Here is a 16,071-nt window from a genome sequence, read left to right as displayed (position 1 = left end):
GGTCTGCGTGAGGCGCACCTCGATGCCCATAAGCAAGCCGGTAGGCCCGAGCCCTCGTGTGCGGAATGCCGGGCCAGCATCGCGCCCGGCGAACCAATCCGGCCGCACCTCTGGCAAGGCCTCAACGGGCCCGTACTCGGCTACCTCCACGCCCGCGCGTGAAGGGGCGGCACCCCGCACAGGGCGCCGCCCCTTGGCGGGTACGGTCAGCGCCGAGCGGACAGGCGGAAGCGGAGGCGGCAGATGACCGCGTCCGTGTCGCGGCGGACCGCGTGGGCGAGGACCGCGCCGCGCTGGTTCTGGAGCAGGCGTTGCCACAGGTGGGCGGGTTCCACCTCGGGGATGAGGACGGTGACGCGGGTCGCGGGGTGGTACTGGTACACCTTGCGGACGTACTCGGCGACCGGGCGGCCGACCGTGCGGGCGGTGGAGGGGACCTCCACCAGGTCGACGCCGGGGTTCCACAGCTCCCAGTCGCGGCGCAGCCTGGCCGCGGCCTCGCGGTCCTCGGGGTCGTCGTAGGTGACGGTCACGGCGCGGACCTCGTCGCCGAGGGAGACGGCCGCGTTGAGGGCCTCGCAGGTGAGGCGGGAGAGGCCGGAGACCGGGACGATCACCAGGGAGTGGTCGCGGTGCGGCGGCTCGGGGACGCGGCCGAGGCCGAGGTCCTCGCCGATGCGGCCGTACGCGCGGTGCACGAGCTCGAAGGCGCACACGATCGCGGGCAGCGCGATCACGATCAGCCAGGCGCCCTCGGTGAACTTCGTGGCGGTCACGACGACGGCCGAGACCCCGGTGAGCACCGCCCCGAAGCCGTTCAGGAGGGCCTTCGCGGGCTGTCCCGCCTTGCGCCAGTGGATCACCATGCCGGTCTGGCAGAGCGTGAAGCCGACGAAGACGCCGATGGCGAAGAGCGGCACGAGGGTGTTGGTGTCGCCGCCGGAGAAGACGAGGAGTCCGGCCCCGGCGACGGCGAGCGCGAGCACGCCGTGGCGGTGGACCTGGCGGTCGGCCTTCAGGGCGAAGACGTGCGGCAGGTAGTTGTCCCGGGCGAGCAGGCTCATCAGGACGGGCAGGCCGCCGAAGGAGGTGTTCGCGGAGAGTGCAAGGAGGATCATTGTCGCGAACTGCACTACGTAGAAGGCCCAGTTGTGGCCGAGTGAGGCGTCGGTGAGCTGCGCGAGGACGGTGACGCCCTCGACCGGCTGGAGGCCGAAGCGGGAGATGAGGACGGACAGGCCGATCAGCATGACGCCGAGGAGCGCGCCGAGGGCGACCTCGGCGTGCTGGGCGCGCTTGACGCGCGGCGTCCGGAAGGAGGGCACGGCGTTGGCGATCGCCTCGACGCCGGTGAGGGCGGAGCAGCCGGACGCGAAGGCCTTCAGGAGCAGCAGCGCGCCCACCGTGGTGGCGTTGTCGGACAGCACGGAGGCGTGGCCGGAGGCGGTCTCGGTGGAGACAGGGCCATCGCGGAAGAGGCCGACGGCGACCATGGTGAGGATCGCGCCCACGAACACGGCGGTCGGCACGATGAACACGCGCGCCGACTCGACGATGCCGCGCAGGTTCACGGCCGTGATCAGTACGAGGACGCCCAGGCACAGCCACAGCCGGTCGGCGTACAGCTCGGGGAAGGCGGAGGTGAGGGCGGCCACGCCCGCGGTCACGGCGACCGCGACGTTCAGGACGTAGTCCAGGACCAGGGAGGCGGCCGCGACCAGGCCGGAGCGGCGGCCGAGGTGCGCCTTGGCGGCGGCGTAGCTGCCGCCGCCGTCCGGGAAGGCGGCGATGACCTGGCGGTAGGAGGCGACCAGGACGGCCAGGAGACCGGCGATCGCGAGGGTCACGGGCAGGGTGAAGCCGAGACCGTAGCCGCCGGCGGCGGCGAGGACGAGCACGATGGCCTCGGGCCCGTAGGCGACGGAGGCCATGGCGTCCAGGGACAGGGCCGCGAGGCCCTGCAGCGCGGTGAGGCGATGACGCTCGCCGGGGTCCGCGACGCCGGAGCCGGTATCGGGAGGTTCCTCGATGGCCGGCGCGCCGGGGCGCTCGGTGACGGTCGTCATGGTGCGTGCCTTTCGAACGGGTGGCCACTCGAACGGATGGCCAATTGCGTGGCTGAGCTCAGGGTCAGCGCACGAACCGGGCACTCCGGCACTTCTTGGCGCCTCCTTGGCGGGGAGGCGATGCTTCTTGACGTGGTGTTAAGGGGGTTCGTCAGCGCCGCGTCAAGGTGTGGCATGGATGTGTATACGGGTCGTCAACACCGACGACGCGGCCCGGGCGCGGTCCTACGGTGCGGCACATGGGACATGACTGGAGGACGAGGGCCACGACGCACCACGGCGCCGAGCGGGAGCACGCGCGGCCGGGTCCCGACGACGTGGTGGCCGACCGGCGGTGGGCGGCCGACCTGCGGGCCGCCGTCTTCTGCTCCCTCGCCCTGCTCGTCCTGATCGTCCTGGTGGACTACGCGGCGGGCACCCTCAGCCCGCTGCGGACCGGCCTGTGGACCGCGCTCTCCGCCCTCCTGTACGCGGTCCTGCACCCGGTGCGCGTCTCCGCGGGCCCCGGCTGGCTCGCCGTGCGCGGCCCGCTGCGGCGGCGGCACGTCTGCGTCAGCCTGCTCACCAGCGTGCACGTCAGCGAGACCGTCGCCGCCCGGCTCGTGCTGTGCGATTCGCTCGGGCACCGCGTCGAGTTCGACCCGAAGGTCCTGGCCGAGAACCCGCTGCTGCTGCACCGCCTGGACGCCGGGGCCCGCGCGGCCCGCGAGAGCGGCCTGCTGCGCCACGGCACCGCCGACCTGGAGCGGCTCACGGCACGCGTGGACGGCAGGGGAGCGAAGGCCGTGTTCGAAGCGTCGGGCCTGCGCTGAGCGCACCGCCGCGGCAGGGGCTCTAGGCGCTCTAGGGGTGCAGCCGTACTCCGTACACCCCCACGCGCACCTCGTCGTCGTCCAGGCACCGCCCGCTCTCCAGGTCGAAGCGCTGTTTCAGGAGCGGCGAGGCCACGAACACCCGTCCTTCCGCCGAGCCGAGCAGGCCGCGCGAGAGGACGGCGGCGCCGGAGAACGGGTCGCGGTTGTCGACGGCGTACACCCGCCCGGCGCGGTCGAGGAACACCGCCGCCTGCCGCCGCCCGTCGGGCAGGAGCACGGCCACGCCCCGGCCCGGTGTGAGGCGCGCGGCGGCGCACACGGTCAGCCAGGCGCCGTCGACGCGGAGCTGGACGCTGGTGTCGATCGGGGTCGCGGTGGCGGTCGCGGGGGTCATCGCGTGGGGGTTCCTTCCAGGGCCGGGGCCGGGGCCGGGGGGTGGAGGGTCAGCAGCGGCAGGTCCGGTTTGATCTGCTCGCGCTCGGGGACGAACGCGACCATCGGGTCGGGCGCCCCGGGAGCGTTCACGAACGACACGAAGCGCGCGAGCCGCTCGGGGTCGTCCAGGGTCGCCGCCCACTCGTCGCGGTAGTGCGTGACGTGCTCCGCCATCAGCGCGTCAAGGTCGGCGCACAGGCCGAGGGAGTCGTCGACGACCACCTCGCGCACGTGCTCGACGCCGCCGTCGAGCCGCTCCAGCCACGTCGAGGTGCGCTCCAGGCGGTCGGCGGTGCGGATGTAGAACATCAGGAACCGGTCGATCAGGCGCACCAGGGCGGCGTCGTCCAGGTCCTGGGCCAGCAGGTCGCCGTGGCGCGGGCTCGCGCCGCCGTTCCCGCCGACGTACAGGTTCCAGCCGCCCGAGGTGGCGATCACGCCGAAGTCCTTGGAGCGGGCCTCCGCGCACTCGCGCGCGCACCCCGACACGGCCGACTTCAGCTTGTGCGGCGCGCGCAGGCCCCGGTAGCGCAGCTCCAGGTCGATGGCCATGCGCACGGAGTCCTGCACCCCGTACCGGCACCAGGTCCAGCCCACGCACGACTTCACCGTGCGCAGCGCCTTGCCGTAGGCGTGCCCGGACTCGAAGCCCGCCGCCACGAGCCGCGCCCAGATCAGCGGCAGCTGCTCGACGCGGGCCCCGAACATATCGATGCGCTGCCCGCCGGTGATCTTCGTGTAGAGCCCGAAGTCCCGCGCGACCTCGCCGATCACGATGAGCTTCTCCGGGCTGATCTCGCCGCCGGGCACGCGCGGCACGACCGAGTAGGAGCCGTTCTTCTGGAGGTTGGCGAGGAAGTGGTCGTTGGTGTCCTGGAGCGCGGCCTGCTCGCCGTCCAGGACGTAGCCGTCCGCGCCGATCGCCGGGGCCAGCGAGGCGATGATCGAGCCGATGGCGGGCTTGCACGTCTCGCAGCCCTCACCGCCGCGCGCGGCCTCGCGCCCGTGGGCGTCGAGCAGTTCGGCGTACGTGGTGACGCGGCGCACCCGCACGATCTCGTACAGCTCGGCGCGGGTGTGCGCGAAGCAGCCGCACAGGCCCTTGTCGCCGGACTCCGGCAGGAGCTGGCCGATGACCTTGACGCAACTGCCGCAGCCGGTACCGGCCTTGGTGCACCTCTTCACCTCCGCCAGCGTGGCGCAGGCCTGGATGGCGTCCTTGGTGACGTTGTGGCAGGTGCAGATGACGGCGTCGCCGGGCAGGGCCTCGGGGCCGAGTGCCGGGGCCGCGCCCGCCCCCGCGGGCAGCACGAGGCGCTCGGCGGGCACCGGCGGCACCTGCCCGGTGAGCGCGCGCAGCGTGCCGTACGCCTCCGCGTCGCCGACCAGGACACCGCCGAGCAGCTCGCCGCCCGCGCCCACGACGAGCTTCTTGTACGTGCCCGAGCGCGAGTCGGAGTAGACGACGTCCAGGCAGCCTTCGGCGGCGCCGTGCGCGTCGCCGAAGGACGCGACGTCCACGCCGAGCAGCTTCAGCTTGGTGGACAGATCGGCGCCGGTGAACGGCCGCCCGGTACCGGCGGCGATCGCGTCGGCCGCCGTGAGCGCCATCTCGTAGCCGGGCGCGACCAGGCCGTACACGCGCCCGTCGGCGGCCTGCGCGCACTCCCCGATCGCGTACACGGCCGGGTCGCCGGTGCGGCACAGCTCGTCGACGGTGACGCCGCCGCGCTCGCCCACCGCCAGGCCGCAGTCGCGGGCCAGCTGGTCGCGGGGGCGGACACCGGCGGAGAACACCACCATGTCGACGGCCAGTTGTGAGCCGTCCGACAGGCGCATGCCGGTCACCGTGCCCTCGGCGGACGTCACGACCTCCTGGGTGCCGACGCCGGTGTGCACGGCGAGCCCACGGCCGGTCAGCGTCTTCAGGAGGGCCGCGCCGCCGCCCTCGTCGACCTGCGCGGGCATCAGGCGCGGCGCGAACTCCACGATGTGGGTGCGCAGTCCGAGCCCCTGGAGCGCGCCCGCCGCCTCCAGGCCAAGCAGCCCGCCGCCGACGACCGCGCCGGTGGTGGCGTGCGCCCCCGCGTACTCCTCGATCGCGAGGACGTCGTCCACGGTGCGGTACACGAAGCAGCCCGTGGCGTCCTTGCCCGGCACCGGCGGCACGAACGGGTAGGAGCCGGTGGCGAGCACGAGCGTGTCGTAGCCGGTGGTGAACCCGGAGCGGGCCGTCACGGTGCGCGCCGCGCGGTCCACGCGCACAGCCGGATCGCCCACCCGCAGCTCGATGCCGTGCCGGTCGATGAACTCCTTGTCGGTCAGGGAGAGCTCGTCCGGGGTGCGGCCCGAGAAGTACGAGGTGAGCTGGACGCGGTCGTAGGCGGGGCGCGGCTCCTCGCACAGCACCACCACGCGGTGCGTGCCGGTGACGCCGCGCTCGGCCAGGGCCTCCAGGAAGCGCTGGCCGACCATGCCGTGGCCGACGAGGACAAGGGTGGGCGCCATCTTCAGGAACCTCCGTGGTGGGTGAGGTCGTGGGTGAGCAGGTGCAGCGGCGGGGAGCCGTCGGCGGGCAGCGGCTCGTCCAGCTCCCAGGCGCGGGCGAGCGCGCCCACCGCCGCGAGGTCGCCGAGCAGCACGCCGCCGACGAGCCGGTCGCCGCGCGTGACGACCTTGCGGTACGTGCCCCGGGTGGCGTCCGTGAGCCGCAGCACGTCGTCGTCGGGGAGGGCTTCGGGCTCCCCGAACGCGGCGATGTCCAAGGGGGTGTGCGCGTGCGGCAGGGTGAGGCGGGTCAGCGAGCGGGTGCCCGCGTACGGGCGTGCGGAGCCCGGCGAGGTCAGGGCCGCGGCCAGCGCGTCGGCCTGCTCCAGGGCGGGCGCGGCCAGGCAGGGCGTGCGGCCCGCGTGCTCGGCGCAGTCGCCGATGGCGTGGACGCGGGGGTCGCTGGTGCGCAGCGCGTCGTCCACGACGACGCCGCGCGCCACGGCGAGCCCCGCCGCGCGGGCGAGCCCGGTGCGCGGCCGGACCCCGCACGCGAGGACCGTCAGCTCGGTGTCGAGGCGGTAGCCGTCGGCGAGCTCCACCGCCGTGACCGCGCCGTCCGGGCCGCCGCGCGCGACGCCCCGCACCCGGCACTCGGTGTGCACCTCCACGCCGAGCCCGGTGAGGTGGCGGTGTACCAGCTCCGAGGCGGCCGGGTCGAGCTGGCGCTCCATCAGCCGGTCGCCCTGCTGGGCGAGGACGACCTGCGCGCCCCGGTCGGCGAGCGCGCGGGCCGCGCACACGCCGAGCAGGCCGCCGCCGATGACCACGGCACGGCGTCCCGGCCGCACCGCTTCCGACAGGGCGAGGCAGTCGTCAAGGGTCCGGAACGCGTGCACGCCCGGGGGCAGACCGGTGGCGCCCGGCGCGAACAGGCCGCGCAGCGGCGGCAGGACCGGGTTGGCGCCGGTGGCGAGCACCAGCGTCTCGTAGGGCACCCGCGAGCCGTCCGCGCAGACCACGACCCGCTCGGCGCGCTCCAGGAGCACGGCCCGCGCGCGCAGCTGCCGGGCCGGGGCGGGCAGCGCGATCACCTCGGGCCCGTAGCGCCCCGCAAGGACGTCGGTGAGCAGAACCCGGTTGTACGGGGCGTGCGGCTCCTCCCCGATCAGCAGCGCGTCGGCACCGAGCCGCGCGGCGAGCCTGGCGCCGGCCGGGCCCGCCCCGAGCACGACGACGCGCGGCGGCGGCGCGGTGCGGTCGGTCGCAGTGGTCATGCACCGCAGCCTGCGCGGACGGTGTTTCCCCGCGGCGGCCGGAGTGTTTCCCGCGCGGAAAGCCGGCCTCCGGGCGGCGGTGGCCCCGTTGTGAGGAGGCCGCCCTGCCGCGTCTCGCCTGGTGGGACCGGAGCCTTTGGAGCCTCAGAAGACGCTCAAGTCTCCCGGCATTCGTGGACATGCCACGTTTCCGCTCCCTAGGGTCGCGATCATGCCCGATATATCGACGACCGCGGTCGTCGTCCTGTGCCTGGCCGCGCTCGCGGCCGGATGGATCGACGCCGTGGTGGGCGGCGGGGGACTGCTGCTCCTGCCCGCGCTGCTGCTCGGCCTGCCGGGGTCGACCCCGGCCGCGACGGCGCTCGGCACCAACAAGGCGGTGGCGATCGTCGGCACCACCGGCGCCGCCGTGACCTACGTCCGCAAGGCGCCCATCGACGTGCCGACGGCCGTGCGGATCGGCCTCGCGGCGCTCGCCGGGTCGATGGGCGGCGCGTTCTTCGCGGCGGGGATGAGCACCGAGGTGCTCAAGCCGGTCATCATGGCCGTCCTCGTCGGCGTCGGCGCGTTCGTGATCTTCCGCCCCGACTTCGGCACGGCCCCCGCGACCGGCCCGGTGGAGCCGCGCCGGATCCTCGCGGCGATCGGCGTCGCGGGCGTCGGCATCGGCTTCTACGACGGCCTCATCGGCCCCGGCACCGGCACCTTCCTCGTGCTCGCGCTGACCGCCGTGCTCCAGCTCGACCTGGTCCAGGCCTCGGCCAACGCGAAGATCGTCAACTGCTGCACCAACGCGGGCGCCCTCGCGATGTTCGCCTGGCAGGGCGCCGTCCTGTGGCAGCTGGCCGCGCTGCTCGCCGTCTTCAACCTGGCGGGCGGCATGCTGGGCGCCCGCACGGCGCTGAAGCGGGGCAGCGGCTTCGTGCGGATCGTGCTCCTGGTCACGGTGGTGGCGCTGGTGACGAAGATGGCGTACGAGCAGTGGGTGGCGTGAGGCTTCCAGGGGACCGTGCCGCGAGCCGGGCGGCTGCTGCCGCACGTCCGTCAGCTACTGCCGTACGCCTGTCAGGTGGGCGAACACCACGACGTTGCCCTCGTACCCGCCCCGCCGGGAGTACGCGCCGCCGCAGGTGATCACCCGCAGCTCCGCCCGCGCGGCGGGCCCGTACACCTTCTCGTCGGGGAAGCCCGCCGCGTCGTACACCTCGACCGCGTCGACCGTGAAAAGGGCGACGCCGCCGTCACGCCGCTCCACCTCGATGACCCGGCCCTTGGTGAGCGCGCCCAGGCGGTAGAAGACCGCGGGGCCCTCCGCGTTGTCGACGTGCCCGGCCAGGATCGCCGTGCCGCGCTCCCCGGGCGTCGTCCCGGCCTCGTACCACCCGGCTAGGTTGTCGTGCCGGGGCGGCGGCACGTCGAGGCTGCCCTGGCGGGTCAGGCCGAGGCCCATCAGCGGGGCGTCCACGCCGATCGCGGGGATGCGGACGCGGTCGGGCGGCGAGGGCGGCAGCGGCGCCGCGGCCGGGGCGCCGCGCACCCCGGGCGACGCGGCCTGAGCCGCCGAGGGCTGCGGCGGCGGGTGCTCGGTGGTGCCGCTGTGCAGCAGCCAGGCGCCGGAGCACAGGGCGAGCGCGGTGACGGCCCCTATCAGCGCGGTGCCGGTGCCGGTCCGGCCGCGCGGTGCGCGAGAGCTGTGGGCCATGGCGTCCTCGAAGGGGTCGGTCGGGGGTGGGGCCCCTCCCGCCGCCGCGGCCGCGAGGGACGTGCGGCCGGGCGGGGGAGGGGACGGCGGTACCCGCGGACAGCGGAGGGTGTCCGTCAGAACCTGTCGCCTCTCGCCCGGCGATGCAGGAGCCAGGTACCGCCCGCGGCGGCGACGCCGAGAGCGGCCACGCCCGCCGCGGTCTGCACGGGGTCGGGGCCGAGCGCGCCGCCGACCCCCGTCTTCACCCGCCCCCTCGGATGCACGGGCTCGCGCGCGCCCGCGGACGCCGTGGACGTCAGGGTCACCGTCAGGTCGCCCACGACCGCCCGGCCGCCCGCGCCGGAGCAGCGCGCCACGATCTCGTACGTCCCCGGCTGCGCCGACGGCGGCACCCGGAACCGCCCGGCCGCCACCCGCTCCCGCGCGGCCGACGCCAGCGTGAACGTGCCCGCGCCCACCGCGCTGGCGTCGCCCGTCGCCGTGCCGTCCGCGCCGCACGCGGTCGTGCGCACCGTGACCGTGGTGCCGGGCGTCACCGGCGACGGCGTGATGCCGAGGCCGCCCGCGCCCGCGGCGGCCGCGGGGGCGCCGAGCAGCCCCGCCCAGGTGACGGCGAGCGCGGCGGAGGTCGTCAGCTGGCGGGCAGTGCGCATGGTGCGTGCTCCTGTGTGGGCCTTCGGGCGGTACGCACTGTCGAGGTAACGTGCCCTCGGCCCCCGCCGCCTGCTGATGGCCCATCAGAAACGCCGGGCCGCCCCGTGCCCTGACGCTCCGAAAGCGGCGTTCCAGCAGGTCATCGAGGTGCTGACAGGAAGGCCGCGAAGGCGCGGCGCGGCACCTGTGAATGGGTGACCCGGCCTCAGATCTCGTCCCAGGGAACGCCCTCGTACAGCCCGGCGACCGTCGCCGTCAGCTCCTCGTCCACGGGGAAGTCCGTGTCGTCGACGCGTCGCACCGGCGAGACGCCCCAGGAGTTCATGACGAAGGCGGCCCGGTAGGCGCCCAGGTCGCGCAGGAACACCGGACCCCGGCGCGAGGGCAGCCCTGCGCCCGCGAGCAGCGGCTCAAGCAGGCGCAGGGTGATGCCCGAGAGCCGCGGCCCGTCGGGCCACACGGCCCCGTGCCCGTCGAAGAACACCACGTTCGTCACGGCGCCCTCGCTGATCAGCCCGTCCGGGCCGGTGAGCAGCGCCTCGTCGAAGCCCGCGCGCCGCGCCTCGCGCCGGTGGTATGACTGCCCGAAGCCGCCCAGGTGCTTGATGTGCGCGACCGGGCGTACGTACGGGACGGACATCAGCGCCTGCGCCCGCTCGGCGAGGACGCCGGGCAGCTCCACCGGCGGGCGCACGGTGACCATCAGGGACGGCTCGCCGTCTGGGGCGTGCACGTATACGCGTACGGAGGCGTCCTGCTCCGCGCCCGCGCCCACGCCTGCGCCCACGCCTGCGCCTGCGCCTGCGCCTGCGAGCGCGTGCCGGACGGCCGCGCGGACGCGGTCGCCGTCCAGGCCCTGGTCGAACAGCTCGCGGGTCGCGGTGTCAAGCCGGTCCAGGTGCTCCGCGAGGCCGCGCACCCGGCCGCCCCTGACCTGCATCGCGGTGAAGTGCCCGAAGCCGTCGAGGACGCGCCGGGCGAGCTGCTCGGGGGTCGCGGGCGCCTGGTCGATCTCAAGTCGCCGTACGTCGGTGGGGTCTGCTGGCGTCATGGGGACACGGTACGAGCCGGGGGCACCCGGTCGGCCTTCGCCCGGCCCCCGCCCGGCTCTCGCTTGGCGGGGCCCTCGCGGGGCGCCCCAGGCCCGCCCCTTCCCGCTCCGGGTGCGGCTGCCCCCGTTCCCCCGCTCACAGACATTGGCGCTTCGCGCCTCGTCCTCAAGCGCCGGACGGGCTGGATCTCCGCCGGCCCTCGCTCAGTCCTCGATCAGGCGGCGTGGGCCCGGGCCGTGCGCGGCCAGTTCGTCCCACGGGTTCGACAGGCCGCAGCGGTCCAGGGAGAGGCAGCCGCAGCCGATGCAGTCCGACAGGTTGTCGCGCAGCTGCTCCAGGGTGCGGATGCGCCGGTCGAGGTCCTCGCGCCAGCACGCGGAGATGCGGGCCCAGTCCTCCCGGGTCGGGGTGCGGTCGTCCGGGAGCAGGGCGAGCACCTCGCGGATCGTGGCCAGCGGGATGCCGAGCCGCTGCGAGGTGCGGATGAACGCCACCCGGCGCAGCGTGTCACGGCCGTAGCGGCGCTGGTTGCCGCTGGTGCGGCGGCTGCTGATGAGCCCTTCGCGCTCGTAGAAACGCAGTGCGGAGGGCGCCACTCCACTGCGTTCGGCGACTTCGCCGACGGTGGCTTCCTTGGCGTCCGGTGCGAGATGCGAGGTCATGCCGACAGATTAGTCGCGGGAAGCGCTTGACCTAAACCTTGGTTTAGCTACGAGGCTTTACCGCATGAACACGACGACGCTCGCCTCCCCGACCGATTCCTCTACTTCTACTGATTCCTCTTCTACCGGTTCCCCTTCTCCTTCCCCCGCCGCCGAGCTGTCCGGCTCCGTCGACACCCCCGTCAAGGTCGCCGTCGTCATCGGCAGCAACCGCGAAGGCCGCTTCGGCCCGGTCGTCGCCGAGTGGCTGCTCAGCCACGTGCGCGCCCACGAGGGCTTCGAGGTCGACGTCGTCGACCTCGCCGACGTCGACCTGCCCACGTCCCTGTCCTACCGCCCCTCCGACGAGGTGCGCGCCGAACTCGCCAAGGTCACCCCGAAGCTCGCCGCCGCCGACGCGTTCATCATCCTGACCCCCGAGTACAACCACTCCTACCCCGCGTCCCTGAAGAGCCTCATCGACTGGCACTTCACCGAGTGGCAGGCCAAGCCCGTGGCCTTCGCCTCCTACGGCGGCATCTCCGCGGGCCTGCGCTCGGTGGAGCACCTGCGCCCGGTCTTCGCCGAGCTGCACGCGGTCACCATCCGCGAGACCGTCGCCTTCGCCAACGCGGGCGCCCTCTTCGACGACGAGGGCAACCACAAGGAGCCGGTCGCCGCCGCCAGCGCGGCCAAGGCCATGCTGGACCAGCTGAGCTGGTGGGCATGGGCGCTGCGCGCGGCCAAGGAGGTACGGGCGTACGCGGGTTGAGCCCCGGTTCAGGCCTCGGGCAAGCGGACGACGGCGACCGCGCCGCCCTCGGGCGCGTTGGCCAGCTCCACCCGGGCGCCGATGACCGCGGCCTGGCCGAGCGCGATGGTCAGGCCGAGCCCCGTGCCCTGACCGCGCTCGCGGGCCCCCGTCTTGAACCGCGCGGGGCCGTCCCGCAGCAGGTGCCCGGGGAAGCCGGGGCCGTGGTCGCGCACGGTCACCACGGCCCCGTCGACCGCGACGTCGACGGGGCCGCCGCCGTGCCTGCGGGCGTTGCCGACGAGGTTCGCCAGGATGCGCTCCAGGCGCCGCGCGTCGGTGCGGACGAGACGCTCGCACCCGCTCGTGAACCGCACCTCCTCGGCCGTGAACTGCCCGGCGGACACGCCCCGTCGGGCCATCTTCTCGACCAGCGCGCCGAGCGGGTGCACCTCCAGGTCGGGCCGCTCGGCGTCGGCGTCGAGGCGGGCCACCTCCAGGAGGTCCTCGGTGAGGGTGCGCAGCGCGGCGACCCGGTCGCGCACCAGCTCCGTGGGGCGGCCCGGCGGCAGCAGCTCGGCGGCGGTGTGCAGCCCGGTCAGCGGGGTGCGCAGCTCGTGCGCCACGTCCGCGGTGAACCGCTGCTCGGCCTCCAGGCGCCGCTGGAGCGAGGCGGCCATCGTGTCGACGGCCGTCGCCAGGTCCGCGACCTCGTCCCGGCCGTGCCGGAAGCCCGGCGGCAGCGGATGGCCGATGCGGGCGTCGAGCTCGCCCTGGCTGATGCGGCGCGCGGTGGCGGCCGCGGCGCGCAGATCACGGCTGAGGCGGCTGGCGAGCGCGGCGCCGCCGAGCGCGGCGAGGGCGACGACGACGGCCCCCGACACCAGCAGCTGCCGGTCGAACTCGGCCATCTCGTCGGCCTGGTGGCGCAGCGGAAGGCGCACGGAAAGGACCCGGTCGTCGCCGAGCGGCCGCGCGGCCCACACCGCCGGGTCGGCGGAGTCCAGGTCGAGGTAGGTGGCGCGCCGCCCGTCGAGCGCGGCGGCGCGCAGCGGCCCCGGCAGGTCGCGGGCGTCGATCGCGGCGTCCGTGTCGTCCTGCTCGACCTGCCCCGTCACCTCGTACAGCTGCCGCACCCGGACCAGCTGCGCGGTCGCCCCGGCGCGCGCGCCCGCGCACACCTGGTCGAGCCGCGCCTGGTGGACGAGCAGCCCGATGGCGACGGCCACGACGGCGCACCCGGCCGCGAGGAGCGCCGCGATCTTCCAGCGCAGGCCGAGGGTGTTGAGGGCGGCGAGGACGCGCCGGGGCGCACGCGCGAGCGCGCCGCGGGCACGGGTGCGGGCCCGGGTGCGGCCGCGGGGCGGGGGCTTCACGGATGAGGTGCCGTCCATGCCGTGGGTCTGTCCGGGCGTCACGGGCCGGTTCCCTGGTCCTTCGGCGGCGTGGGCGCGGGCGCGCCCCCGCCGCCGGGGCCATCGCCGGGGCCATCGCCGGGACCGTGGCCGGGACCGTGGCCGGAGCCGTGGCCGGGCTTCTTGTAGTTCTTGGTGTCGGTGACCGTGGACATCCGCGTGCCGTCCCAGTGGTAGCGCACGGCCTGCTCGCCGCCGTCCTCACACGGGCTGCGGACCAGCAGATCGGTGCCGAGCAGTTCGATGGACAGGCGCTTGCCCGCGGTGAAGAGCACCGGGTAGACCTTGCCGCCGTGCTCGCGGTAGACGACGAGCGCGCTGCGCCCGCTCTCCAGGTCGATCGCCACGAGCAGCTCGGGGTGGCCGTCGCCGGTGAGGTCGGTGAGCGTCGGCGGCCGGATGCCGGACCGCCCCGGCTCCTTGATCGTCGGCCGGTCGGCGAGCGGCCGCAGCCTCGGATCGGCGCGCAGCAGGTCCCGTACGTCGGCCTTGGCGAGCCCGCCCGGGCCGAGCGCGCCCAGGCCTTCGAGCGGCTCGGGCGGCGGCTGCCGCTCGGACGTGTCCGCGCCGGGCGCCGACGGCGAGGGACCGGACCAGGCGGGCCACAGCGCCTTCGGGCTCGGCTGCGCCGACACCGGCGGCGCGGGCGCACCGGCGTCGAGCCCGCCCCCGCCGCCGCAGGCGGACAGCACGACGACGGCCAGGGCGGCGAGGGGCAGGCCCAGCAGGGGACGGAGGCGCAGAATCATGGCGGGACCGATGGACGGAGGGCTTGGCGGCGGCCGGTCCCCAGGGAAGCACCGCGGTGCGGCGGGACCGGCCACCTGGTCGACGCTAAGGAGGACGCATCACGGAAACCGGGAGGTTGTGTAACAGCAGCCATCAAAGCCGGGGAAAACCCCATCAGAGGACCTTCGGCCTGGCCGGTAGCCTCCCTTGGCCCGGCACTCCGACACGAGAGGAACACGATCCGTGACTGACCCGACTTCTCTGGCTTCCCCGACTTCCCCGACCTTCCTGATGGTCCTGACCACCACGGACACCGCCGACAAGGCCGACACCCTGGCCCGGGGCGCGATCGAGGCCCGGGTCGCGGCCTGCGCCCAGATCAACGGCCCGGTCACGTCCGTCTACCGCTGGGACGGCGCCATTGAGGAGGCCCGCGAGTGGCAGGTGCTCCTGAAGACCACCGACCTCCGGTACGAGGCACTGGAGTCCTGGCTCCGCGCGGCCCACGACTACGACACGCCGGAGATCATCGCGACCCCCGTCGTACGGGGGAGCGCGGCGTATCTGGCGTGGGTGGAGCAGGAGACGCGCGCCTGAGCGGAGCGCCTAGGGGCCCGCGCCGACTCACACGGCCTGGAGATGGCGGGTGAGGGCCTCCAGCGCCTCCCAGGCGGCGGCGTCGCTGCCGTCGCCCAGCGGATAGTGCAGAGCGGGGTGCGCGGCGGAGCCGAGCGGCACGGGAACGACGCCGAGCGGCGGACGCCGGGCGTGCGCGAGTCCGACATCGCGCACCGCGTCCGGGCCGAGCGTGAAGGACACCGGGACGGGCGGTGTCTCGAAGCGGGGCGGGACGAACAGGTCACGGCGTCCGGCCCGCACCGAGACCAGCATCGACATCAGCCCGTGCTCGGCGGCCAGGGCCTTCGCCAGGGCCGGTACGGCATCCAAGGGCGCGTCGTCATCAGGGCCGCCGTAGCCGAGCGTGAGGGTGATGTCCTCCTCCACACCGGCGGTGGTCCGCAGGACGCTGACCGTGGCCAGGGCCGGGCGCTCGGCGCGGCCGACGGCGATCAGCCACGTGGGCTGCGGGGCCCGGCTGCGGGCCAGGTCGGTCAACTGGCGGGTGGACCAGGGGAGGCTGACGGGCTCGGCGGTGCCCCAGCCCGCCGGTGGGGCACCGGTGAGCAGGCGGAACGCGGTCTCCAGGGCGCCGCCGATGACGAGGCGCTCGTCGGCGTCGTGGCGGGTGTGGAGGGACAGGACGAGCTGCCGCTCCCCCCGGTCCGGCGCGGGCTGGAAGGCGTCGGCGACCCGAGTCGCGCCGTCCCCGTCCCGCCTCGGCGTGAACGTCCCGTCCTCCCAGTGGAGTTCGACGCCGGACAGACCGTCGTAGTAGCCGTCGCCGGGGCCCTGGACGACCCAGCGGTTCGGGTGGCCGTGCAGGGCGACGCGCGCGGGCAGCGTGAACCTGGCGTCGGGCGGCGTGACGATCTGCAGCGCCCGGTCGGCGGCGGTGGCCTCGCGCAGCGCGTCGGACAGCCAACTGCTCATGGCGATGACCGGCCGGTCCTGGATGACGACGGCGGCCGTGTCGGTGAGCGCGTCGACGGCCGGAGGCAGGTCGGCGACCGCGCCGCCCTCCTCGGCGGCGACGGCCACGACATCGGTATGCCCCACGCCCTCCGGCCACACGGCCCCGCCCAGAATCGCGACAAGCCGCCCCGCGAACGACCCGGCGAGCCGCTCGGCTTCCGCCACGGCCACGGAGGCCCGGGCCTCGGTCCACCAGAACGGAACCTCAGGCACCGCCACCCCCGCACCAAGCAGCCGCTCGGCCTCCCCTGCGGTGTGCACAAGGACAGGCACCTCAATGGACACCAGCCCCCGCCCATCAGGCGCGCACAACTGCACCACCGCACCATCAGCCAGCGTACGAACCTCCAACCCGGGCCCACCCGCGAGCAACCCGGCCAACACGACCTCGGGCTCGGGCATGGTGGGGGTGAGGGCTATGACGTCTCTGGTCACGCGGCTTCCGGACCCT

The 16,071-nt window shown here is 74.8% G+C and carries 15 protein-coding genes; 4 read left to right on the top strand and 11 right to left on the bottom strand.

Annotated elements, in window-relative coordinates; all coding sequences use genetic code 11:
- Positions 1 to 206: 206 nt before the first annotated feature.
- On the bottom strand, positions 207 to 2,066 hold the full coding sequence (locus tag AC07A4_RS07980; protein ID WP_478594587.1) for an APC family permease: 1,860 nt from the start codon (positions 2,064 to 2,066) through the stop codon (positions 207 to 209).
- 239 nt (positions 2,067 to 2,305) lie between these two features.
- On the opposite strand from AC07A4_RS07980, the gene AC07A4_RS07975 reads away from it, so the two are divergent.
- The gene (locus AC07A4_RS07975; protein WP_478594584.1) at positions 2,306 to 2,878 is read left to right on the top strand and encodes a hypothetical protein; all 573 of its coding nucleotides are present in this window, start codon (positions 2,306 to 2,308) and stop codon (positions 2,876 to 2,878) included.
- Between the two features lie 31 nt (positions 2,879 to 2,909).
- Here AC07A4_RS07975 and nirD read toward each other — a convergent pair whose 3' ends face one another.
- The 3 genes from nirD to AC07A4_RS07960 are packed head-to-tail and all read right to left on the bottom strand — an operon-like array spanning position 2,910 to position 7,080.
- Entirely contained in the window at positions 2,910 to 3,275 is a 366-nt protein-coding gene (gene nirD / locus AC07A4_RS07970; protein ID WP_478594582.1) for a nitrite reductase small subunit NirD, read from the bottom strand.
- Entirely contained in the window at positions 3,272 to 5,824 is a 2,553-nt protein-coding gene (gene nirB, locus AC07A4_RS07965; RefSeq protein ID WP_478594579.1) for a nitrite reductase large subunit NirB, read from the bottom strand. The genes nirD and nirB overlap by 4 nt, the downstream gene beginning before the upstream one ends.
- 2 nt (positions 5,825 to 5,826) lie before the next feature.
- Positions 5,827 to 7,080 carry an NAD(P)/FAD-dependent oxidoreductase gene (locus AC07A4_RS07960; protein ID WP_478594576.1) on the bottom strand — a complete coding sequence of 418 codons (1,254 nt, stop codon included), beginning with the start codon at positions 7,078 to 7,080 and terminating at the stop codon, positions 5,827 to 5,829.
- A gap of 211 nt (positions 7,081 to 7,291) precedes the next feature.
- On the opposite strand from AC07A4_RS07960, the gene AC07A4_RS07955 reads away from it, so the two are divergent.
- Positions 7,292 to 8,074, top strand: a complete 783-nt coding sequence (locus tag AC07A4_RS07955) for a sulfite exporter TauE/SafE family protein (protein WP_478594573.1) — start codon at positions 7,292 to 7,294, stop codon at positions 8,072 to 8,074.
- A gap of 54 nt (positions 8,075 to 8,128) precedes the next feature.
- Here the strand turns inward: AC07A4_RS07955 and AC07A4_RS07950 are convergent, their stop codons facing one another.
- The 4 genes from AC07A4_RS07950 to soxR form a co-directional block, all read right to left on the bottom strand.
- Complete coding sequence (locus tag AC07A4_RS07950; protein ID WP_478594571.1) at positions 8,129 to 8,782, bottom strand: class F sortase; 654 nt, start codon at positions 8,780 to 8,782, stop codon at positions 8,129 to 8,131.
- Between the two features lie 116 nt (positions 8,783 to 8,898).
- On the bottom strand, positions 8,899 to 9,438 hold the full coding sequence (locus AC07A4_RS07945; protein ID WP_478594569.1) for a hypothetical protein: 540 nt from the start codon (positions 9,436 to 9,438) through the stop codon (positions 8,899 to 8,901).
- Positions 9,439 to 9,644: 206 nt separating this feature from the next.
- Entirely contained in the window at positions 9,645 to 10,490 is an 846-nt protein-coding gene (locus AC07A4_RS07940) for an aminotransferase class IV (protein WP_478594566.1), read from the bottom strand.
- A gap of 204 nt (positions 10,491 to 10,694) precedes the next feature.
- A complete protein-coding gene (gene soxR / locus AC07A4_RS07935; protein ID WP_478594564.1) occupies positions 10,695 to 11,153 on the bottom strand; it encodes a redox-sensitive transcriptional activator SoxR in 459 nt (152 codons plus the stop codon).
- 64 nt (positions 11,154 to 11,217) lie between these two features.
- On the opposite strand from soxR, the gene AC07A4_RS07930 reads away from it, so the two are divergent.
- Positions 11,218 to 11,904, top strand: a complete 687-nt coding sequence (locus tag AC07A4_RS07930; RefSeq protein ID WP_478594561.1) for an NADPH-dependent FMN reductase — start codon at positions 11,218 to 11,220, stop codon at positions 11,902 to 11,904.
- A gap of 8 nt (positions 11,905 to 11,912) precedes the next feature.
- Here AC07A4_RS07930 and AC07A4_RS07925 read toward each other — a convergent pair whose 3' ends face one another.
- Complete coding sequence (locus AC07A4_RS07925; RefSeq protein WP_478594559.1) at positions 11,913 to 13,301, bottom strand: ATP-binding protein; 1,389 nt, start codon at positions 13,299 to 13,301, stop codon at positions 11,913 to 11,915.
- Entirely contained in the window at positions 13,298 to 14,047 is a 750-nt protein-coding gene (locus tag AC07A4_RS07920; protein ID WP_478594556.1) for a hypothetical protein, read from the bottom strand. The genes AC07A4_RS07925 and AC07A4_RS07920 overlap by 4 nt, the downstream gene beginning before the upstream one ends.
- A gap of 271 nt (positions 14,048 to 14,318) precedes the next feature.
- On the opposite strand from AC07A4_RS07920, the gene cutA reads away from it, so the two are divergent.
- The gene (gene cutA / locus AC07A4_RS07915) at positions 14,319 to 14,624 is read left to right on the top strand and encodes a divalent-cation tolerance protein CutA (protein WP_478595884.1); all 306 of its coding nucleotides are present in this window, start codon (positions 14,319 to 14,321) and stop codon (positions 14,622 to 14,624) included.
- Positions 14,625 to 14,651: 27 nt separating this feature from the next.
- Here cutA and AC07A4_RS07910 read toward each other — a convergent pair whose 3' ends face one another.
- Positions 14,652 to 16,055, bottom strand: a complete 1,404-nt coding sequence (locus AC07A4_RS07910; protein ID WP_478594554.1) for a DUF6177 family protein — start codon at positions 16,053 to 16,055, stop codon at positions 14,652 to 14,654.
- Positions 16,056 to 16,071 lie beyond the last annotated feature (16 nt).

The sequence above is a fragment of the Streptomyces sp. NPDC043996 genome (assembly GCF_056435225.1).
Note: the sequence above shows the minus strand (reverse complement) of the source record. Positions and strands in the feature narration are given on the sequence as shown.